We start from the raw sequence: 21532 nt of genomic DNA on the forward strand, positions 1-21532 counted from the left end.
TGTCCCGCCCTGCCGGACCTGCGAGTTGGCGCCCGGCGCAGGAAGGGCGGGAGGCCGGGGACCCACCCTGACAAGCGCGTTCGCCCCCGCCGTGACCGCCCCCGCCGCGGCCGCCCCCGCCGCGCTGGTACCGGGGCCGGCCGGCAGGGCCCGGCCGGCGGGTTCCGACCCCGCTACGAGAGGGGCGGGCGCTCGGTCAGCGCCGACGCTGCCGGGCTCCTTCAGCGAATTGCGCGGGCGACTCCTGAGCGTGATCCGGGTCAGGGTCCGGAGGCCGAGTAGTGTCGACACTGAGGTTGAGGCACGTGCCCGTACCCGTGTCGCCGGCGGGATAGCTGCGCTGCTCGGTGCTCGCGAACAAGGAACGCAGCGCCTGCGCCACGGTCCTGGCCACATCCGGCGAAGCCGCCGTGATGCGCACCTCGGCGACGCCCTGCTCGGGAAGGGAGAAATCACGTGTCATGGCTGTCCTCGGCCGGTCGCGGCACCGCTGATCGCGCACCTGTTGTGTCCGGGACAACTCCGCCCGGTCTCGACGCCTTCTCGCGCAACGCCGGGAGGGGGCCGTCGGCTCCCGTCGCCTCCCGGCCTCGGATTGCGGACGCGGTCGCGGACGCGGTCGCGGACGCGGACGGGCGTGCCTGGGGATCCGACGACGCACCACCCTTGTATTCCAAGGGCTCCTCGGGATCCTGCACCCGGTCGACCGCCGTCGACAGGCCTCGGCCTGCTCGATTTTCGGTCACTCCCCGCTGAAAAGCGGAACTACCAGTGGTCGTCATCATGGAGTGGACCCGTCCCCGGCCGTCGCGCGACGCGTCGGCCGGCATCGCCCTTCATCAAGAACCGCGCCCGCATGACAGCCGACGTACAAGAAACTCTCGATACGACCACTCTACAGCTCGGACCAACGGCACGATGCTCACCGTTGGCGTTCTGTGTTCATGACCATTCCCGTGCCGGCGGTTCCGGATCACGAGAAACTATCGCAAAGAGATCCTGATCTCGCGCCGCAGGCACTGCCCGTGCCGTCTCCACCCGTGCTACGGTCGCTCACGTTGCAGTTTTGGTACTCATGAGTGCTGTGTGCGCCTGACGGGATGTGACCCTCTGGGCGCATTTCTCTTGTATGGCCACCAGATGGTGTCAACGCAGCGACTCCGGGCCCGCAACGTGCGGGTCAGGGAACTGTCCCGACCGGAGGAAACGACATGGCAATCGGCACCGTGAAGTGGTTCAGCACCGATAGGGGCTTCGGCTTCATCGAGCAGGACGGCGGCGGCACCGACGTTTTCGCCCACCACTCGAACATCACGGCCGAGGGATTCCAGGAGCTCCAGGAAGGCCAGAGGGTGAACTTCGACCTCGTGCAGGGCCGCAAAGGCCTGCAGGCGGAGAACATCGTCCCGGCCTGACCCGGAAAAGGGCATTCACCTTCTCCTCCCCTCTCTCCGGTGCGGATCCCATTTTTCTCATATTTCCGCACCATCATTTGTTATCCACACCATCATGTGATCGGCTCGTTCTGCGGATCCCCGTGCGCTGACCCGGTGCGGAGTTCTTTTCCGGCACGCGCCGCCTTCGAGGAAGACTCCGCCATGCAGGAAACGAAGAACCAGATATCCCTGCCCGCTCCCGGCCGGACCCGCATGGGACCCGCGGTCGCGGCAGACGGCCGGGCACCGCACGCGGCCGAACCGGAGAACATACCGAACGGCCAGGGCAGCGACTTCGCGGCGCTGGCCCGGCGGATCACGGACTCGGGCCTGATGACGCGGCGCCCCGGGTACTACGCCGCCCGGATGGGCGGCCTGGCCGTGCTGTACACGAGTACGTGGGTGGCGTTCGCGCTGCTCGGGCACACGTGGTGGCAACTGGTGACGGCGGCGGTGCTCGGTGTGCTGTTCGCCCAAGTGGCCCTGGTAGCGCACGACATAGCCCACCGGCAGGTCTTCCGGCTGCGCCGCCCCAGCGAGGCGGCCGGCCGGATCGCCGGGAATCTGTGCGTGGGCATGAGCTACGGCTGGTGGCAGGACAAGCACACCCGCCACCACGCCAACCCCAACCACGAGGATCTCGACCCGGACGTGGTGCCCGACGTCCTGGTGTGGTCGCAGGACCAGGCACGGGCGGCCCGCGGCGTGGCGCGCTGGATCGGTGCCCGCCAGGCGTACTGGTTCTTTCCCCTGCTCACGCTGGAGGGCATGAACCTGCACGTGGCAGGCGTGCGGGCGCTGTTCCGTCCGGCGTACAAGCAGCGGACCCTGGAGGCGGTCCTGCTTGGCCTGCACATCGTCGGATACGTCGCCGTGCTGCTTCTCGTCCTCGGTCCCCTGCGGGCCCTCGCGTTCCTCGCCGTGCACCAGGCCGTCTTCGGCGTGTACATGGGCTGCACGTTCGCGCCCAATCACAAGGGCATGCCCACCCTCACGGGCGACGACCGGCCCGACTTCCTGCGCCGGCAGGTCCTCACCTCGCGCAACGTCCGCGGTGGACGCCTGATCGACGTCGTGCTCGGCGGCCTCAACTACCAGATCGAGCACCATCTCTTCCCCAGCATGCCCACCCCGCACCTTCGTCGCGCGCAGCCGATCGTCAGGGCCTACTGCGCCGAAGTCGGCATCCCTTACACCGAGACCGGTCTGATCGACTCCTACGCCCAGGCGATGAGGCACCTCCACCACGCGGGGGCGCCCCTGCGTCGACGTCCCCACCCGGAGACGGCCGTGGAGCGCGTCCGGGAAGAAGCGCGGTAAGGGCGAGCAGGCCGGCCCGCCGGTGCACGACGGGCCGGTTATCGTCGGTACCGTGCCAGATGTCTCTGATTCCGCCCCCGCGGCCCCACTCACGCTGCGCCCCGCGACGCGCGCCGACCTGCCCGCGGTGCTCGCACTGCTCGCCGACGAGGAGAGGGTGGTGGACCCGGCGTCCCTCGTGGTCGACGACGCGTACGAGCGGGCGTTCGCGGCGATCGACGCCGACCCGCGCAACGAGATTCTGGTCCTGGTGGAAGACGTCGACGGTCGGGCCGAGGACAGCGGGGTGGTGGGCTGTCTGCAGGTGACGTACATTCCGGGGCTGGGCAAGGGCGGGGCCGAGCGGGCCCTGGTCGAGGCGGTGCGGGTCCGCGCGGACCGACGAGGCGGCGGGCTCGGACGCGACCTGATGGAGCGCACGATCGACCGGGCCCGCACGCGTGGCTGCGGTCTCGTCCAGCTGACCAGCAACAAGCAGCGCGAGGACGCCCATCGCTTCTACGGCAGGTTGGGCTTCGCGCCCAGTCACGAGGGGTTCAAGCTCACGCTCCGGCCCGGGCCGCTCACAGAGACTTCGCCGCGTCACGGATGACGTCGAGGACGACGTCGGGATGCGAGAGCATGGGAACGTGGCTGCTGTCGACCGCGACGGTCTTCGCGCCCATGCGCTCGGCGCCGGCCCGCTCCAGGTCGGGGTTCACGGTGTGGTCGTTGTTCGCGACGATGTACCAGCTCGGCTTCGTCCGCCACGCGGTGCCGGGCACCTGCTGGTCGAAGAGGTCCGCGACCGGCGCGGCGCCTGTCGCCAGGACGAGCTTCTGCTCGGCCGCCGGCAGGTCGCCGCAGAAGTGTGCGGTGCCCGACTCCCGGAGCCAGACGCGGTTGTCGCCGACCTCGACGTGCTCGAAGATCGGCGTGCGGGCGTACTTGTCCTGCTGTTCCTGCGCGGTCTCGTCCTCGTCCGGGCAGAGCGCGGCGATGTAGACGAGAGCGCCGACGCGGTCGTGGGTGCCCGCCTTGGTGAGCAGGACGCCGCCGTAGGAGTGGCCGACGAGCACGACCGGGCCGGGCACGTGGTTGATGGTGCGGGTCACGCAGGCGACGTCGCTCTCCAGCGAGTCGAGGCCGTGCTGCGAGGCGAAGACGGTGTGGCCTTCGGCCTGGAGCGTGGGGATGAGCTTGCTGAAGCACGAACCGTCGGCCCAGAGTCCGTGGGCGAACACGATGCCGGCCTTCTCCGCCATGGTCTTCTCCTTCGTCAGCACCGGGCGACGAGCACGGGGGTGGCCGCTCGGTCGTGTGCGAGGGATATCCGCACCTCGCTAGGGCAACACAGAGTGACGACACGCCACTCAACGTAGCCTATCCGGGTCCGGAGAGGCCCGCACTTCGAGCGGGGTCGCCGAAGCGGTCCGGATGCGGGGGTCAGGCCGGGACCACGTACGGGAACTGCGCGGTACGGGCGGCGGAAGCGGTCGCGGGGCCCAGGCCGGAGGGGACGGGCATGTTCGTGACCAGTGAGAGCATCGCCTCAGGAGCGTTGTCCGCGTGGGTGCGGCCGTTGCGGGACGCGAATCCGAAGGAGGCGGGCGTTCCCACCACGTAGGGCAGGACGTCCGGGAACAACTGCCGGCTCACCGTCTGCCCGTAGCCCTCGGGGTCGGCCGAGGTACCGGTCGCGCGGACGACGGCAGCCACCTGACCGGCGATGGCATCGCCGACCGCCGCGACATCCTCCGACGGGTGGCGCGTGTTCGCCGGGTTGGAGAAGTCCGTGTCCCCCGGCCAGAAGATCGGCCACATCATGGGGTTGCCACCACGATTGATCTGACGCCAGCCACCCGCATCGGTGGCGAGCTTCGTGGCGCACCACACGCCGATACGGGCCCCCGGCTTCACCTGCGCGCGGGCGTGCGGGACCTCGAGCACGATGGTCTCGACCGTCGTGCCGGCGAAGGTGTTCCTCGCTTCCCCCGGGCGCCAGGAGGACAGGTCCGGAGCGGTGCCCTTGGCCACCGCTCCGTTGACGATCGCCAGCAGGTCGAGGTCGATGTAGAACGGGTCCACGATGCGGCCCGTCCAGGCGCGCGTCCCGCCCGTCTCGGCGGTCTCGCCGCTGCGGCCTTCCAGCACCAGGTCGCCCTCGGCGGAGTCCTCCCGCGCGTCCGCACCGGTCAGGGCGTGCAGCCGCCACGGCTGGCGGCCGTCGGCGTCGGGCTCGCCGAAGGAGAAACGGTAGGTCAGCGACTCGTGGTCGGCACCGTCGACATGCACCTTGAACTCGTAGCGCGCCTCGGGGTGAAAGCCTGGTTCCGCGTAGACGCCGGTGATGTTCGAGTTCACGTCCATCGCGAAGACCGTGCTCCCTTCACCAGGGAAGACGTAGAGGTCGTCGATGTAGAGCTGGCCGTTCTGGGCCGCCAGCGGGGTGTCGAGGTGGTGCGACATGAGAGCGGTTCCCTGCCTTTCGGTAACACGATGGGCCTGAGGTCTGTCGTGGGGATCGCCTCGGGCGGAGCGGCCAACTCGGCTCCGGCAGTGGGAGGGGCTGCGCCCGGACACTACGAGCACATTACCCCGGCCTATGGTATTAGTGCCGTTTTGCCCCACTCTATGCAGCGCGCGTCGCTCGTGCCGTTGCCCGAGCAGGGCGGCCGCAGGCCGGCCGGAATCTGCTCGACGCAGCCAACGCCCGCGCGTCGCACGGGATCTCCGCGGGGTGGGGTCAGCGGGGCGGGGGTGAGGGCGCGACGAGGCCGTGCTCGTAGGCGAAGATGACGGCATGGACCCGGTCGCGGAGCGACAGCTTCGCCAGCACGTGGCCGATGTGCGTCTTCACCGTGGTCTCGGCGATGGCGAGGGTCCTGCTGATTTCGCTGTTCGTGCGGCCTGCCACCACCAGGTCGAACACCTCGTGCTCGCGCGGGGTGAGCAGCGCGAGCGCGGGGGGCCGGCGCACGGGCCTCGGACGGCAGGCCGTGAAGGCCTCGATGAGGCGGATCGTCACGGTCGGCACGAGCAAGGCTCCGCCGTCGACGGCGGCGTGGATACCGCGGAGGAGTTCCTCGGGCGGGGCGTGTTTGAGAAGGAAGCCCCGCGCGCCGGCGCGCAGAGCGTCGAAGACGTACTCGTCCAGATCGTACGTCGTCAGGATCACCACCCGGGTCCGGGCTCCCCCGTCGCGTGACGTGATCCGGCGGGTGGCCTGGAGGCCGTCCATGAGCGGCATCCTGATGTCCATCAGGACGACGTCGGGGACCAGTTCCGCGGCCAGCCGCACCGCCTGGAGCCCGTCGGCGGCCTGGCCGACAACCTCCAGACCGGACTGGCTGTCCACCAGCATGGCGAGTCCGGCCCTGACGACCGCCTGGTCGTCGGCGATGAGGACGGTGACCGTCACGGGGGACCTCCGCTGGGGCCGTAGGGCAGTTGCGCACGGACGGCGAAGCCGCGGTCGGGCAGATCGGTGGCGGACCAGCTGCCACCGTGGAGCTCGGCGCGCTCCCGCATCCCTAGCATGCCGCGCCCGCCGGCCGCCAAGGGTCGTATCGAACGGGCGGGCACCGGCGGCCCGTTGACCACGGACAGTTCCAGCGCGTCCGGACCGAAGCGCAGCACGACCGCCGCCGTGGCACCAGGCGCGTGTTTGGCCACGTTGGTCAGTGCCTCCTGCACGATCCGGTACGCCGCGAGTTCGACCCCGGGCGAGAGGACGGGTGCCGCCCCGACCACCGACAGCTCCGTCGCCACACCTGCTGCGCGAGCCGTGGCGACGAGGGAAGTCATCTCGGCCACAGTGGGTGCCGGGCGGTGGGCGGGTTCCTCGGGAGCCCGCCGCAGGACGCCGAGGAGGTGGCCGAGTTCGGTCAGGGCCTCACGTGCCAGGCCCTCGATCGTGCTGAGCGTCTCAGCCGCGGGCACGCGCCCGGACGCGGTCCCGGAAGAGGTCGCCGTCATCCGGGCGGCACCGGCCTGCACGGTGATCGCCGACAGCTGATGGGCGAGAACGTCGTGCAGCTCGCGGGCGATGCGCGTGCGCTCGGCCATCCTCGCGGCCTCCGCGGCCATGTCGGCGGCGGAGCGGCGCGACGCGGCAGCGTCACCGGCAACGAGCGCTGCCCCCGCCAGCACACCCGGCACGCCTGTCGCCATGCGCACCTGATAGCTCGCCGCCGTTGCCGCCGCGGCCACCACGGCGGCGACGAGCAACGGCCGCGCGTGACGGCGTGCCACGTCGCTGTAGGCGCCGCAGGCGTAGGCGGTCACGGCCACCGCGGCCAGCCCGGACGCCGGGTTCAGGTCCAGGACCGTACGGAGCGTCAGGGCCCCGCCGGCAAGCGCCAGTCCGGTCCACGGGACGCGGCGACGCCACAGCGAGGGGAACGACTGCACGACAGCCAGCACCAGGAACCCGCAGACGGCCGCAGGAGTGCCGCCGTGGCCCGGTGGGCGCCAGGGCCACGGCACATCGGCCAGCGCCCATCCCCACAGCACGGCGGTGACCAGCAGATCAGCGCCGTGCCGGGCGGCGACGGCGCGCAGACGAGCGACACCGAGCATGGCCTGAGCGTACGCCGGGTTCAACTGGTGACGTCCATGCGCCGGAAGACCTGGGTCGCGGCCGTCACGCAGGCCAGGATCACGGCCGATACGCCGAGCAGCCCCAGGCCGTGTCCTGGGCCGGCGCCGTCGGGCCCGATGAACCTCGACCAGAAATTGTCCGGCAGGCTGCTGATCGATCCCTGCCCCGACGCGAAGCCCATCCATCCCTGAACCCACGTGGCGGGCGTCCAGCTGCCGAGCCCGGGCAGAGACGCGGCGATCAGCATGGTGATCACGGCCGCGGTTCCGGCGGCCACCGTTCCGATCGTGCCGCGGGTGACGACTCCGGCCAGCAGGCCGATCGCCGAGAAGGCCGCCAGAACGAGCAGGGAGCGCCCGATCTCGGTGCCTGCCCATTCCGCGGCATGACCCGCGGACTGGTGGGGGTCCGGCAGCCGGTCGACTCTGCGCACCACCGGCCCTGCCACGGCCAGGCAGGCCCAGCACACGCCGATCAGGCCCACTCCGGCGATCCACAGGCTGACCAGTTTCGCCGCCATGATCCGGCTGCGCCTACCGTTCTGTGCGAGCAGGTTCTTCAGCGTTCGGCCCGACCACTCCCCGCCGACGTGCCCCCCGGCCAGCAATGCGAGCGCGACCGCTCCGGGAAGGGAGGCCATCAGTCCGGCCGCCTCGGCGCCCGCGGCCAACGGGTCCAGCTGCGCCGCGGTACCCGCGGCGGCGGCCGTGTTGCCGGCGCGCTCGGCCGCCATGCGCTCTCGCCGCATCGACCGGGCCTGGTCGCAGGCCCTTCCGGCCGGCAGCCCGAGGACCGCACAGGTCGGCGGCCGCGGGTTCGAACCGCCCATCCCCCGCTGGGCGTTGGACGCGCCCCCGATCGCCAGGAGAAGACAGAAGACAGCGGCGGCTGCCCCGACGGCCCAAGTCAGCGGCCGGTTCAACGTGGCCAGTTCAGCCCGCAGCAGTCGCATCGCCGTCCCCCTCCACTCCGGTCCGGCGTTCGGTGTGCGACGCCTCACGGGTCAGCTCGAGAAAGACGTGCTCCAGACCGGAACGTTCGACACGGATCTGGTGAGCCCACATCCCGCTGCGTCCCAGCATCTCGTTCACCGCGCGGCCGTCGCCGTCCTGGACGAGTAGCGTGGCCGGGCCCTCGCGGCTCACCGTGAAGTACCGAGCCAGCAGCTCACGGGCCGCCTCCAGGTCGGGTGGTGCGAGGACCACCCGGGCCACGGCCGTCGTCAGATCCTGGGGTCTGCCCTCCGCGACCATGCGCCCGTTCTTGATCACACCCACGCGATCGCAGAGCTGCTCGACTTCCGCCATCTGGTGACTGGAGACGAGCACCGTGGTTCCGCTGTCGGCGAGGGCCCGCAGGCTGATACGGAACTCACGGACACCCGCCGGGTCCAGGCCGTTCATGGGCTCGTCGAGCAGGACGACGGACGGCGCACGCATCAGTGCCAGGGCGAGGGCGAGTCGCTGGCGCATGCCCTGCGAGTACGTCTTCACCTTGTGATCGGCCACGGACGCCAAGCCGGTCCTGTCCAGAGCCGACGAGACCGCAGCCGCATGCGGAAGAGGCGGACCGCACCACGCCAGCGCTTCGAGGCTGCGCCGGCCGGTCATCCACGAGTGGAACGCCGGCTCCTCGATCACCGCGCCGACCCTTGCCAGGCCGTCCGGGTCCGGCAGCCGACGGCCGTTCACCCATGCCCGTCCGCCCGTCGGCCGGATCAGTCCCAGCAGCATCCGCAACGTCGTCGTCTTACCTGCCCCGTTCGGGCCCAGGAATCCGTAGACCTGTCCGGCAGACACCGACAGGTCCAGTCCGTCGACGGCGGCAGTACCCCCGTAGCGCTTACTGAGCCCTGAGCATCGAATGGCCTCCATGACACCTTCCCCCACCGCGTCGACCCCTCCGGTCCAGGACCGACGCTAGAGGCCACCGGCCACCCGGTCATCAGCCGCACGACGAGCCGGCTCTCATCCATTCGTCGAGACGCCGAGGCCCAGAGCTCGTCAGGGCGGCGCGCAGGTGTCCCCCGCTCCGCCAGGCGGCGTGACCGGGACGGCGGGCGGGCTTTCCGTGGCGGCGCGGGACGGCGCACCGTTCACAGGTGCTGCGGGGTGCGGGCGAGGTGGCGGGTGAACCAGCCGGCCGCGAGTTCGCTCACCTTCTCCAGCGCGCCCGGTTCTTCGAACAGGTGGGTGGCTCCTGGCACCACCTCGAGCCGGCTCTCGCACCGCAGCTCCCGCCGGGCACGGCGGTTGAGTTCGAGGACCTGTGGGTCGCTGCCGCCGACGACGAGCAGCGTCGGCGGGCGGACGTACGGCAGCCGGGGCCCGGCGAGATCGGGCCGCCCGCCTCGGGAGACGATGGCGGCGACCCGGGCGTCGGGTTCCGCCGCGGCCCACAGCGCGGCAGCCGCGCCGGTGCTCGCGCCGAAGTAGCCCACGCCGCGGTCCCGGGCCTCCGGCTGCGCGCACAGCCACTCCGTGACCTGCGTCAACCGCCGGCCCAGCAGGGCGGTGTCGAACACGTTGGCCCGGTCCCGGGCCTCCTCGTCGGTGAGCAGGTCGAACAGGAAGGTCCCCAGGCCCGCGTCGCGCAGCGCGGCGGCGACGCCGCGGTTGCGCGGGCTGAGACGGCTGCTTCCGCTGCCGTGGGCGAACACCACGATCCCGGGCGCGTCCGCCGGGATCCCCAGCTCACCGGCCAGTCCGGGACCGGCCACCGGGATGCGGACGTGACGGCCCTCCGCCGCCGGTCGTCCCCAGTGCTCCGCCGCCGGTCCTCCCCGGTGCTCCGTGCCCTCCCATCCGGATTCCCCAGCGGCCCGGACGTCGTCGTCGCGGCGCGGGGCGCGCTCCGCCACCCGCCGCAGGCAGGCGGAGACCTCCGCGTCGGACGTCTGCGTGAAGTCGTCGTAGAACTGGCCGATCGCGCCGAAGTCCCACGGCGTCGCCACGCTGACGAAGTCGTCCGCGGCGCCGGCGAGCCGGTCGGTCCAGCCGGCCGGGGCCACCGGAACCGCCAGGACCACCCTGCGCGCGCCCCGTTCGCGGGCGATCCGGCAGGCGGCGCGGGCCGTGGATCCGGTCGCGATGCCGTCGTCGACGACGACCGCGGTGCGGCCGCCGAGCGGCAGGGGCGGGCGGGTGCCGCGGTAGCGCCGGGCGCGCTCCCGCAGGACGGCCCGCTCCCGCTGCTCGACCTGTTCCAGGCTCCGGCCGGAGACCCGCGCACCCGTGATGACGTCGTCGTTCAGCACCCGGGTGCCGCCCTCTCCAATGGCACCCATGCCCAACTCGGGCTGGACCGGCAGGCCCAGCTTCCGCACGACGCACACGTCCAGCGGCGCGTCGAGGGCGTCCGCCACCTTCTCCGCGACGGGCACGCCCCCGCGGGGCAGGCCCAGCACGACGGTTCGCGGGCCCGCCACGCGCCCGCAACGCGCCGCGAGTTGCCGCCCCGCGTCCTCCCGGTCCCTGAAGATCACGATGCTCGCCTCCGATCGGACCCCGGCCGGCTGTCAGCGGCCCGTGCGCAGCCGTTCCGGACGGGCGAGGATCACCCCGTCCGCGACGACAACCGCGCCCTCGGCGCCGCCGAAGGCCTCCCAGGGCCGGCGGTCCCTCCTTCCACCGATACGCCGACGCGGCCCGTCACGGAAACCGGCCTCCGGTCCTCCCCCGCCGACCGGACGGCCTGGGCCGGACGGCCGGGCGGACAGGGCCGGACGGCCCCGGGCGCGGATTCGGGTGGCCGTGCCCATGGCGCCCCGTGGCGGACGAAGGGGACGGGACGGAGGGGACGGGGCGAAGGGGAACGGCACCCCGCCGCAGGCTCCCCGACCCCGCGAAAGGCCGGCGGCCCGCCGGCGGCCGGGATCCCGGGAGCCGCCGGCGGGGAGGGCATCGTCATGCCGTCAGGGTTCAGCCCGCCGTGAGGGCGGTGATGCGCTGGGCGCCGCCGGGCGTGCCGGGGGCGGCGCTCACCAGGTCGAGGCGGACGCGGTCGGTGTGCACCCCCGTGAAGGTGATCACCGTCGGCGCGTCGCTCGCGGTCCCCCAGACCACGTTCTGCCCACGGACCGGGATCCAGCGGTCGCGGTCCCAGTAGGAGGCCGTGACCGATGCCGGCAGCGCGTGGGTGGAGTCGGTGGTGAAGGAGACCGAGACGCTCTGCAGGAAGCTCTGCTCGCCCCAGTCGACGGACACCCAGTCGCCAGGGCGTGCGCCGTTGAAGGCCGGCAGCAGTGCGGTACCGCTCTTGTTGAAGGCGTTGGACCAGCCGGTGGCCGGGTCGCCGTCGAGCATGGCGGCCGGCGGCGTGTTCTCCGCTCCGGAGTAACTGGCGTCCGCCGCGGGGTAGGTGACAGGACCCGGGCCGGGGTCGGGCAGGAGGGCGCTCGGCGGTGTGGTGGCCACCGGACCGTCGGGCGGGGTGGTGTGCAGCGACACCGAACCGGAATGCAGCCCCTCGGCCGTGGCGGTCACGGTGAGCCGGCCGGGTGCCGTCCCGGCGCGCACGATGGCCAGCGCCTTGCCGCGGAAGGTGGTGCGGGTGGAGGCCTGGTAGCGCTCGGCGCTCTCCTGCTGCCCGTTGTCCACGCCTGCGAGCGAGCCTCCGGCGACGTCGAAGGTGAGCAGTTCGGCCGCGTTCGGCAGTACCGTGCCCCGCGCGTCGATCACCTCCGCGGTCACGTAGATCAAGCTGCCGCCGTCTGCCGGGGCGGAGGCGCGGTCGGCGGTGAGGCGTACGGCGTGGGCCTGCGACGCCGTACGCAGCACGTCCGTCGCGACGGTCCGGCCGCCGCTGCGGGCGACCGCCTTCAACTCACCCTGGGCGAAGGGCACGTCCCACGTCAGGTGGAGCTTGCCGGCGCTGCCGTTGGGGCTGGTGTAACTGCCCGGGTAGGGGCCGCTCGTGACGGTCTTGTCGTCGCCGGTCGCCTCGGTGGTCTCCAGGTAGCCGCGCCCGTCGACCGTCTCCTTGCGGTCGAACCGGCGCACCCCGAGCGACTTCCCGTTGAGATAGAGCTCGACGGTGTCGACGTTGGCGTACGCCCACACCTGGACGGTCTCGCCCGGCTGGTGGTCGGTCCAGTCCATGGGCAGCAGGTGGACCATGGGCTCGGCCGACCACTGGCTGCGGAAGAGCCAGTACATGTCCTTGGGGAAGCCGGCGGTGTCCACCGCGCCGAAGAAGGACGCCTTGACGGGGAAGACGCCGTAGGGGGTCGGCTCGCCGATGTAGTCGGTGCCCGACCAGAGGAACTCTCCGGCGAAGAAGCGCCGGTCGCGGTCCTTCTTCAGGCCGTACTCGCCGCTCATCGTCCACGAGGCGAGGTTGTTGTCGTAACTGGAGGTGGCCCGCCGGCCGGGGGCGTGGTTCTCGCCGGTGTTCAGGTGCGACGGCTCCTGGTAGGTGCCGCGCGACGACGTCTCCGAGGACGACTCGGACTCGAAGAGGAACAGGTGCGGGTAGCGGGCGTGCAGGGCGTCGACGGAGGCCGCGGTGTTGTAGTTGAGGCCGAGCCCGTCGAGTTTGGCGAGCATCTGGTCGGCGGGCGAGCCCGGCGACGGCAGACCGCGGTACTTGTCGGAGCCGATCACGACCGGGCGGGTGCCGTCCACGGCCTTGATCGCGGCGATGAGCCCGTCGGCGATGGGGAGTCCGAGCGCGCTCGTGGAGTCCGGGATCTCGTTCCCGATCGACCACATCATCACGGCGGGCGAGTTGCGGGCCGCGCGCACCATCTCGGTGATGTCGTCGATGCTGTGGGCGTCGAAGAACCGGTGGTAGTCGTAGGTGTTCTTGCCGGTGTGCCAGCAGTCGAACGCCTCGACCATCATGACGATGCCCAGCTCCTCGCAGACCGAGATCATCTCCGGCGACGGGGGGTTGTGGGAGGTGCGGAAGGCGTTGACGCCCATCGACTTCATGAGGGTCATCTGGCGCAGTACGGCGTCGCGTTGGATCGCGGAGCCGAGGGCGCCCTGGTCGTGGTGGAGGTCCACGCCGCGGATCTTGGCGGGCTCGCCGTTGATGGACAGGCCCTGGTCGGGGTCGATGACGAGCCAGCGGAAGCCGAAGCCGGTGGTGTACGTGTCGACGGTCCGGCCCCCCACCCGCACCTCGGCGACGAAGGTGTAGCGGTTCTCCGGAGTGTCCGGCGACCACAGCGACGGCCGGTCGACGCGCAGGTCGAGAGCGGCGGTCGCGGCGGCGCTCCCTGCGGGCAGCGCCAACGGGGCGCTACCCTGGGCGACTTGCCGGTTCCGCGCGTCGCGCACGGTCGCCACGATCACCGCGGAGGTGTCGGTGCCGGTTTCGTTGAGCACCGACACCTCGCCGTGGACGGTGCCGTATCCGTGGGCGGCGGTGGCCGCCAGGTCGGGGGTGGTGACGAAGGTGCCCCAGCGGGCGACGTGCACGGGATCGGTGATCACCAGACGGGCGTTGCGGTAGATGCCGCTGCCGGAGTACCAGCGGGAGCTGGGGAGTTGGTTGCGCACGGCGACGGCCAGGACGTTGGGGGTGTGGCCGTCGGCGTGCACCAGGTCGGTGATGTCGTGGGCGAACCCGGTGTAGCCGTAGGGATGGTTGCCCAGCAGGACGCCGTTGCAGTAGACGTCGGAGTCCATGTACACGCCGTCGAACTCCACCGAGACGCGACGGCCGTCGGCCTGCTCCGGCAGCGTGAAGGCCGTGCGGTACCAGCCGAGGCCGCCGGGCAGGTAACCCGTCCCGCCCGAGGTGCCGTTGGCGGTGGTCGGGGTCTGCTCGATGCTCCAGTCGTGGGGCACGCGGACCGCACGCCAGCGCGAGTCGTCGAACGCGGGATCGGCCGCGTCGGCGTAGGCGCCGGTGGGGTCCGTGACACCACCGGGATTCACCAGGGCGAACCGCCACCCGTCGGTGAGCGGGACGCTCCGGGGAACACCGGTCGCCGCGGGCGTGGGATGGGACGGCCCGCCGGACTGGGCGGTGGCGCCTGCGGCGACTCCGGGCAGAACGGGTACCACCGCCGCCCCCGCCGCTCCCGCCAGGACCGATCTGCGGTTGATCGACATGCCGCCCTCCTCGTCAAGACATGCGTCTGCACACCGCGGTGATCCGCGAGCGCCGCAACTGATCAGCTTCAAACAGAATCGATCATTGCGCCTCACGGATTCTTGCAGGACCGCACCTGCCCGGGTCAAGGCTCGTGCAGCAGGTTGATCACCGCTTCCCCGAACGGGATGCCGCGGAGCGCTCGATGCCGGCGTCCTCCTCGCGACAGGCACCCGACCGGCTGCCGGCAGATGTCGATCGGCGGTCGTCCCGTTCGTCGTTGCTACGGATCCGGTCGGGGTCCGGACGGACCGCACACGGAGGCCGGATGATGGACGCACGGAAGCAGCGAGCACGGTCGTTCGGAGACGGCAGCGGGCGGTGGCCGGCCACGGCCGTCTTCCTCCTCAACGGGCTCACCCTGTCCACGTCCATTGCCCGGCAGCCCTCGCTGAAGAGCCTGCACCACCTGACCGATGGCCAAGTGGGGGCGCTCGGGCTGCTGTTCGCCGTGGCCGCCATCGTGTCCATGCAGTTCGTCGGGCCGTTGGCGGCCCGGGTGGGCAGCAGGCCCGTGCTGCGGGTGTCGCTGGTCGTCATGACCGGTCTGACCCGCACCCTGGCCGCACTTCTCCCCGTGCTGCTGGCCGTCGCCCTCCTGACCCGGCTGCCCGACCCCCGGCCGCCGGCGGCCGCCCGCACGGCGACGGGAGGTCGCGAGGTGCCGTCCGCGTCGGCCGGCCCGGGCCGGTAGGGCGCGGGGCCCGTCGTGACGCGGCCGAGGCCGCCTGGGCGACGGCGGCCCGCTCTCGCCTGCGGGGCGGCCCGAGCCGGGACGCCGCCACCGCATCGCCGAGAGCGGCCCGGGGATCAGCTCCGCTTGGCCACGCTTCTGGCGCGCAGCCGGTCCGCGGTGATGGCCAGGCCCAGGACACAACCGAGCACGATGTTGGTGTAGTTGGAGTTGATCTGAAGGGTGGTCAGGCCGTTGTTGATGAGTTCGAGCAGGATCGTGCCGGCCACGATGCCCACGATGCGGCCCTGGCCACCGACCAGGCTCACGCCGCCGATGACGGCCGCGGCGATGGCCGACAGCTCCCATCCGACGCCGACGCCGCTGGCCGAGCCGACGCCCATCCGGCCCAGGACGAAGATCCCGGCGAAACCCGAGAGCAGCGAACTGGTGACGTACATGGACACCACGCGCCGGTCGCCTCGGATGCCGGCCAGCCGGGCCGCCTCCGGATTGCCGCCGACCGCGTACACCTGGCGCCCGGCATACGTGCGTTCCAGAAAGAACCAGGCTACGGCGGCGACGACCGCGAAGACGATGAGCGGGAGCGGCACCTGGGCCACGTACGTCTGCCCCAGATTGCTGAACGTGCCGCCGATGCCGATGATCGAAGTGCCGGAGGTGATCGCCAGGGTGACGCCCTGCGCCACCGTGTAGGTGACCAGGGTGACGACGAAAGGCGGCATCTTCAGGCGCGTGACGGCCAGGCCGTGGATCAGCCCGACGGCGCCCGTGATCGCGAGCGTGAGGACGATGGCCAGGACCGGTGGCAGGCCGGCCCTGACGTTGAACCACGACATGAGGATGACGCTGGTGCCCAGCAGGGCACCCACCGACAGGTCGATGCCGCCGGTCAGGATGACGAGCGACTCGCCGATCGCGATGAGCCCGTACTGGGCGAGATCGAAGCCCATGCCCTGGAGGTTGACGGCGCCGGCGAAAGTGGACTTGTCCAGCGCCAGCGCAACGAATACCACCACGCAGGCGGCCACCACGCCGACCTCGGGCGTCTCCAGCAGCCGGCGGGCGAGCGTGGCACGGCCGCCGCCCTCCGCGTCGCCCCGTGCCTTGACCGCTGCGGTGCTCGTCGTCATCTGCTCACCCTCCCGTAAGCGCCGGCGGCACCGGCTGCGAGCGGGGAAATGCGGGTCATGCGCGTGCCTTCCCCTTGAGTTCCGCCGCGGCGCCGGCTTGCGTGCCGGCCGCGGCGGTCATGATCACTTCCTTGCCGAAGCCGTCGCGCGGGATGTCGGCCACCGGCCGGCCATGTGACATCACCACGATGCGGTGGCAGATCCACATCAGCTCCTCCAGCTCGGACGAGGCCACGAGGACGGCGAGTCCCCGTTCGGCGGCCGAGTCGATGAGGTGGTAGATCTCGGCCTTCGCGCCGACGTCCACCCCACGCGTCGGCTCGTCGAGCAGGAGCAGCTTCGGCTCGGCGGCGAGCCACCGGCCGAAGACGGCCTTCTGCTGGTTGCCGCCCGACAGGTCGCTGACGGGCTGCTCCTGGCTGTGCAGCCTGACGCCCAGGTCCTTCACGATGCGCGCGGCGTGTTCCTTGTCGGCCCTGGGCCGCAGTACGCCGCGTCTGCTGATCCCGCGCAACGTGGCGAGTGTGACGTTCCAGCGCACCGAGTGGGCGGGCAGCAGTGACTGGACCTTGCGGTCCTCGGGCACCAGTCCGATGCCTGCTTCGACCGCGTCGCCCGGGTGGCGGGGGCGGAAGTCCCTTCCTTCGAAGGTGACCGTGCCGCCGGTGCGGGGCTGAGCACCCATGATCGTGTGCAGCAGGCGGCTGCGGCCCGAGCCCATCAGCCCGGCCACGCCGACGATCTCACCCGCCTTCACGTCGAGGTCGACCGGGCCCAGACCGTCGGCGGTCAGGTCACGTACCGACAGGGCCGTGGCCCGCTCGACGGAGGACGGCGGCGTGAGGTCGGCCCGGGCGAGTTCGCTGCCGACCATCTCCCGGATCATGCGCTGCTCGCTGGCCTCGGCCGGCGTCAGGTCGGCCACCAGTTTGCCGGTGCGCAGCACCAGCACCCGGTCCGCCACCGCCCGGACCTCGTCCAGCCGGTGCCCGATGAAGAGCACCGCCCCTCCGGCCCGGGCGTGCGCGCGGGCCAGGTCCAGCACCCGCTCGGCCTCCACGGGGCCGAGCGAGGAAGTGGGCTCGTCCAGAATGAGCACGACCGGATGGTGTCCCCACGCCTTGGCGATCTCGATCATCTGCCGCACGGGGACGGGGAAGCGCTCCACCGGGCGGTCGACGTCGACGCCGGTCACCCCCACCTCGGCGAGCAGGGCACGGGCCTCGGCCCGCGTGCCGCGCCGGTCGAAGATCAGCCGAGCAAACAGACCGCCTCCGGCGTCCGCGGGCCGGCGGCCGAGCAGCAGGTTCTCGGCGACGCTGAGCCGCCCCACCAGGGGGAACTCCTGCGCCACCAGAGCCACGCCCAGGTCACGCGACTGGTCGGGACGCCCGGGCTGCAGCGGGCGGCCCGCGATCTCGATGCTGCCCGTGGTGGGGGTGACGGTGCCCGACAGCACGCCCATCAGCGTGGACTTGCCGGCGCCGTTCTCCCCCACCACCGCCACGATCTGCCCTCGGACCAGGTCCAGGCAGGGGATGTCCAGGACCTTCACCAGGCCGTACGACTTGCTGACGTCCCGCAGGCGCACGGCCGTCTCGACGGGCGTGTCCGTCATCCGATGCCCAGGGCGGTGAGCTTGGCCTGGTAGTCGGACAGGTTGCCGCCGGTGACCAGGCCGACACCCGAGGACAGCGTGCTGCCGTCGGACTCCAGGTAGGGCTGCACCAGTTTCAGCGTGGCGTCCTTGCCGAGCACCTTGAGGGCGGCCAGCAGGTAGGCGCCGGTGTAGCCCTGCTGGTACGGCTCCTGCACCACGGTGGCCTGGATGACGCCGTCCTTGATGAACTTCAGCGTCTGCGCATCACTGTCGTCGGAGACGATCTTCACGCGACCCGACTTGCCGGCCGCCTGCACCGCCTGCCCCGCCGACGGACCGTCATAGGAGTACACGCCGTACAGGCCGTTGATGTTCGGGTTGGTCTGGATCGCGGTCTGCGCGTTGGTCAGGGCCTTGGAGGCGTCCATCCCGTCCGACAGCTTCTGCACGACCTTGATGCCGGTGCCCTTGAGCGCATCCTCGAAGCCCTGGATGCGCTCCACCGCGTTCGAGGTGGTCAACGAGCCGACCAGGACGACCACCTGGCCCTTGCCGCCGAGCGCCTGCTTCATCGCCTCGCCGGCCTTCTGCCCCGCCTGATAGTTCGGCGTCCCCAGATACAGGGCGGCCCCGTCCTCCTTCGGCAGCGGCGAGTCGATCGCCAGCACCGGGATCCCGGCGCCGTTCGCCGACGCGATCGGCGACTTGATGGCGGTCGGGTCGATCGCCGACACACTCAGTCCCGTGATGCCCTGACCACGCAACGTCTGGATGATCGACAACTGCTGGTCCAGCCGGCCATTGGCCGGCGCCTGGTAAGTGCCCTTGACACCGAGGTCGGCCAGGCCCTTCGTGAAGCCGGTCTTCCCGGCGTTCCAGTAGTCCACCGCGACGTTGACGACCATCGCCTCGCGCAGCTTCGACAGGTCCTTGCCCGCCAGCGCGGCCTTCAGCGCGCTGTCGATCTTCGCCAGATTGGCGTCGTTGAAGGTGATGTCGCCCTGGATCACGGGCGCCGCCGAGGTGTTGGCCGCATCGCCGGTGCTCTTCGACGAACCGCCGCCTGCCCCGGTCTTGCTGCACGCGCCCGCGCCGGCGACCACCAGGGCCACCACCACCGCGGCCGTTCCCCAGCGTCCCAGCCTCCGGCCGGCGGAGCGTACATCACTCATGATCAACATCCCGTCCTGAAGGGCCTTACGGCCGATTGTTAGCGCTCACACAGCGAGGGGGTCATTCCTTGCCGCCGTCGTTCGCCAGCCGACTCGGGCGCACGCTCCCGGAGGACTTCACCCCCAGGGACACCCACGCCCCAGGGATCGCGATCCCCACGGATCCGCGCGCCATCACACAGCCAACTGCCCTGAAGGAAAGGAGATTCGATGCCCCGTGCACGCACCGTCGGCGCACCTTCCCGCACGCGAAGGACAGTTGTCCGCGCTGCTTGCGTCATCGCCTGGCTCAGATTGTTAGCGTTCACTGACACGGCGTCAAGGTGTTGTACGGAATCAGGATCGTCCACTTGTTGAACGTGATTTCCCACCCGCACGGAGGTGGTGCCGGACCCAGCGGATCGCCGCGATGTCACGACACGACGCCGATTCTGTAGACCGTCGTCGACCGGTGAACGTCACCGGGCGCAAGCCATGTCGACGGGTAGTCCGGCCGGCGGGGAGAGTCCGGGAAATGCTGGGTCTCAAGGGCCACGGCTGCATGGCGCCCGACAGGAAGCCCGGACTCGTCGAGAAACTCACCCGCGAAGTGGTTGCCCGTGTACACCTGCAGACCGGGTTCCGTCGTCAGGCACTGCACACGCCGGCCGGTCGGACCATGGCTGAGCACTGCGGCGAGTCGCGGCTCCGCACTGGTGCCGGGGCGTAGCACCCAGTTGTGGTCGAACCCGCCGGCCAGCCGCAGTTGCTCGTCGACAGCCCCGACGGCATCGCGCAGCCTTCGTGGCTCGGCGAGGTCGAAAGGGGAACCGCGCACGCTGCTGGCGGGTCCCGGCAGCGGCAGCAGCGAGGCGTCGATCGGCATGAAGTGGTCCGCGCCGACCCACAGTTCATGATCCAGCACGGTGTCGTCGTCGCCGCCGGACAGGTTCCAGTACGCGTGGTTGGTGAGGTTGACCGGGGTCGGCGCGTCCGTTCTCGCCACGTACTCGATGCGCAGCTCACCCTCCTCACTCAACGTGTACGTGACCGTGGCAGTCAGGGTGCCGGGGAATCCCTGGTCCCCGTCCGGACTCGCGAGGTGGCACTCGACGCCGGCCCGCGCGCCGCCGCCGACCGGCCGCGCGGACCACACGCGGGTGTCGAAGCCCTCGAGGCCGCCGTGCAGCGTGTTGCCACCTTCGTTGACACCGAGTTGCCGTGCGCCCTCTCGCGTCGGCAGCCGGCCACCCGCGATGCGGTTGGCGTAGCGCCCGACCGTGGCTCCGGCGTAGCGGGCGGCCGACAGCTTGTCCGCGAGCCGCTGCGGGCTGACCACGACATCGGCAAGGCGGCCGGCACGATCGGCGCAACGCAGCGCGTGCAGACTCGCCCCCAGGGTGAGGATGTCCGCACTGGTCCCGCCGGACGTCGCGATGCGCCATCGGTGAATGGTCCGGCCGTCGGGCAGGGTGCCCGCGACGGAACGTGAGACGTTGGCCATGGAGCTCCGGGTAGGGTCGGTGGTTCCGGCACACCGCACGCGACGCGGCCGACGTGCCCGGGGGCACGGGCACGCGTCCGAACCGGTGCGTTCCGCTCACAGTCCGCCGGCGAGGCGGTGGTACGCCTGGTTCCAGCGGATCTCCTTGGTGAACTGCCGGATGGTGGTGTCCTGGTCGATCAGCAGCAGCTCGGTGCCGAGCATGTCCGCGAGGTCGCCGAGTTCCTCGACGCCCAGGGCGCTGGAGAGCACGGTGTGGTGCGGACCGCCGGCCGTCAGCCACGCCTCGGTGGAGGTCCGCAGGTCCGGCGCCGGCTTCCACACGGCGCGTGCCACGGGGAGCCTGGGCAGCGGCTCGGCCGGCGGCACCACCTCGATCTCGTTGGCGACCAGCCGGAACCGGTCGCCCATGTCGGCCAGGCCCACGACCACGGCCGGCCCGGGCCGCGCGTCGAACACCAGCCGGACCGGGTCCTCGCGGCCGCCGATGCCCAGCGGGTGGATCTCGCACGAGGGCCGATCCGCGGCGATGCTCGGGCACACCTCCAGCATGTGGGCACCCAGGATGAGTTCGCTGCCGGGGACCAGGTGGTAGGTGTAGTCCTCCATGAAGGAGGTGCCGCCGGGGAGCCCCGCGCCCATCACCTTCAAGGTGTGCAGCAGGGCGGAGGTCTTCCAGTCGCCCTCGCCGCCGAAGCCGTAGCCGTCGGCCATCAGCCGCTGCACGGCCAGGCCCGGCAGCTGCCGCAGCCCGCCCAGGTCCTCGAAGTTGGTGGTGAAGGCGCCGAACCCGCCGTCGTCGAGGAAGGCGCGCAGACCGGCCTCGATGCGGGCGGCGTAGCGCAGGGAGTCATGGCGGTCCCCGCCGACGGCCAGTTCGGGGGCGAGCCGGTAGGCACTCGCGTACTCCTTCACCAGTGCGGTGACCGTCGCGCCGTCGGCGGAATCCACTGCCTCCACCAGGTCGTTGACGCCGTAGGTGTTGACGGACACCCCGAACCGCAGTTG

At 71.3% G+C, this 21532-nt stretch carries 18 protein-coding genes; 4 read left to right on the plus strand and 14 right to left on the minus strand.

The genetic code is table 11. The annotated features are described in order from the left end of the window. Positions 1–196 precede the first annotated feature (196 nt). Positions 197–463 carry a hypothetical protein gene (locus BMW99_RS14430; protein ID WP_075016906.1) on the minus strand — a complete coding sequence of 89 codons (267 nt, stop codon included), beginning with the start codon at positions 461–463 and terminating at the stop codon, positions 197–199. 748 nt (positions 464–1211) lie between these two features. Here BMW99_RS14430 and BMW99_RS14435 point away from each other — a divergent pair. From BMW99_RS14435 to BMW99_RS14445, 3 genes are all read left to right on the plus strand, one after another. Next, positions 1212–1415 carry a cold-shock protein gene (locus BMW99_RS14435; RefSeq protein WP_069465777.1) on the plus strand — a complete coding sequence of 68 codons (204 nt, stop codon included), beginning with the start codon at positions 1212–1214 and terminating at the stop codon, positions 1413–1415. Positions 1416–1649: 234 nt separating this feature from the next. Further along, complete coding sequence (locus BMW99_RS14440) at positions 1650–2756, plus strand: fatty acid desaturase family protein (RefSeq protein ID WP_079138782.1); 1107 nt, start codon at positions 1650–1652, stop codon at positions 2754–2756. A 52-nt stretch (positions 2757–2808) separates the two neighbouring features. Continuing rightward, on the plus strand, positions 2809–3348 hold the full coding sequence (locus BMW99_RS14445) for a GNAT family N-acetyltransferase (protein ID WP_245791457.1): 540 nt from the start codon (positions 2809–2811) through the stop codon (positions 3346–3348). Here BMW99_RS14445 and BMW99_RS14450 read toward each other — a convergent pair. The 8 genes from BMW99_RS14450 to BMW99_RS14485 all read right to left on the minus strand — a co-directional run bounded on the left by BMW99_RS14450 (position 3320) and on the right by BMW99_RS14485 (position 14402). Then, on the minus strand, positions 3320–4000 hold the full coding sequence (locus tag BMW99_RS14450) for an alpha/beta hydrolase (RefSeq protein WP_069464319.1): 681 nt from the start codon (positions 3998–4000) through the stop codon (positions 3320–3322). The genes BMW99_RS14445 and BMW99_RS14450 overlap by 29 nt on opposite strands. A gap of 181 nt (positions 4001–4181) precedes the next feature. Further along, complete coding sequence (locus tag BMW99_RS14455) at positions 4182–5204, minus strand: DUF4331 family protein (protein WP_069464320.1); 1023 nt, start codon at positions 5202–5204, stop codon at positions 4182–4184. A gap of 277 nt (positions 5205–5481) precedes the next feature. Beyond that, a complete protein-coding gene (locus BMW99_RS14460; RefSeq protein WP_069464321.1) occupies positions 5482–6156 on the minus strand; it encodes a response regulator in 675 nt (224 codons plus the stop codon). After that, complete coding sequence (locus BMW99_RS40070; RefSeq protein WP_069464322.1) at positions 6153–7316, minus strand: sensor histidine kinase; 1164 nt, start codon at positions 7314–7316, stop codon at positions 6153–6155. The genes BMW99_RS14460 and BMW99_RS40070 overlap by 4 nt, the downstream gene beginning before the upstream one ends. Before the next feature lie 20 nt (positions 7317–7336). Continuing rightward, positions 7337–8086 (minus strand): hypothetical protein, encoded by a 750-nt coding sequence (locus tag BMW99_RS14470; protein WP_322899687.1) that lies wholly within the window; start codon positions 8084–8086, stop codon positions 7337–7339. 184 nt (positions 8087–8270) lie between these two features. Further along, entirely contained in the window at positions 8271–9212 is a 942-nt protein-coding gene (locus tag BMW99_RS14475) for an ABC transporter ATP-binding protein (protein ID WP_069464324.1), read from the minus strand. Positions 9213–9433: 221 nt separating this feature from the next. Next, complete coding sequence (locus BMW99_RS14480; RefSeq protein WP_075016908.1) at positions 9434–10822, minus strand: phosphoribosyltransferase; 1389 nt, start codon at positions 10820–10822, stop codon at positions 9434–9436. Between the two features lie 436 nt (positions 10823–11258). Beyond that, positions 11259–14402, minus strand: coding sequence for a glycoside hydrolase family 2 TIM barrel-domain containing protein (locus tag BMW99_RS14485; protein WP_069465247.1), 3144 nt, complete (start codon positions 14400–14402; stop codon positions 11259–11261). Between the two features lie 308 nt (positions 14403–14710). Between BMW99_RS14485 and BMW99_RS14490 the strand changes: the two genes are divergently transcribed. After that, positions 14711–15136 carry an MFS transporter gene (locus BMW99_RS14490; RefSeq protein WP_069465246.1) on the plus strand — a complete coding sequence of 142 codons (426 nt, stop codon included), beginning with the start codon at positions 14711–14713 and terminating at the stop codon, positions 15134–15136. 116 nt (positions 15137–15252) lie between these two features. On the opposite strand, the gene BMW99_RS14495 is transcribed toward BMW99_RS14490, so the two are convergent. The 5 genes from BMW99_RS14495 to BMW99_RS14515 all read right to left on the minus strand — a co-directional run. Then, entirely contained in the window at positions 15253–16269 is a 1017-nt protein-coding gene (locus tag BMW99_RS14495; RefSeq protein ID WP_069465245.1) for an ABC transporter permease, read from the minus strand. Positions 16270–16324: 55 nt separating this feature from the next. After that, positions 16325–17887, minus strand: a complete 1563-nt coding sequence (locus BMW99_RS14500) for a sugar ABC transporter ATP-binding protein (protein ID WP_069465244.1) — start codon at positions 17885–17887, stop codon at positions 16325–16327. Then, positions 17884–19041 carry a substrate-binding domain-containing protein gene (locus BMW99_RS14505; protein ID WP_069465248.1) on the minus strand — a complete coding sequence of 386 codons (1158 nt, stop codon included), beginning with the start codon at positions 19039–19041 and terminating at the stop codon, positions 17884–17886. The genes BMW99_RS14500 and BMW99_RS14505 overlap by 4 nt, the downstream gene beginning before the upstream one ends. Before the next feature lie 412 nt (positions 19042–19453). Then, entirely contained in the window at positions 19454–20524 is a 1071-nt protein-coding gene (locus tag BMW99_RS14510) for an aldose epimerase family protein (RefSeq protein WP_069465243.1), read from the minus strand. 96 nt (positions 20525–20620) lie between these two features. Then, positions 20621–21532 (minus strand): L-arabinose isomerase family protein (locus BMW99_RS14515; RefSeq protein WP_456049148.1); only part of this gene is annotated, 912 nt, incomplete at its 5' end.

It is taken from the genome of Actinacidiphila rubida, from assembly GCF_900110255.1.
GTDB lineage: Bacteria > Actinomycetota > Actinomycetes > Streptomycetales > Streptomycetaceae > Actinacidiphila > Actinacidiphila rubida.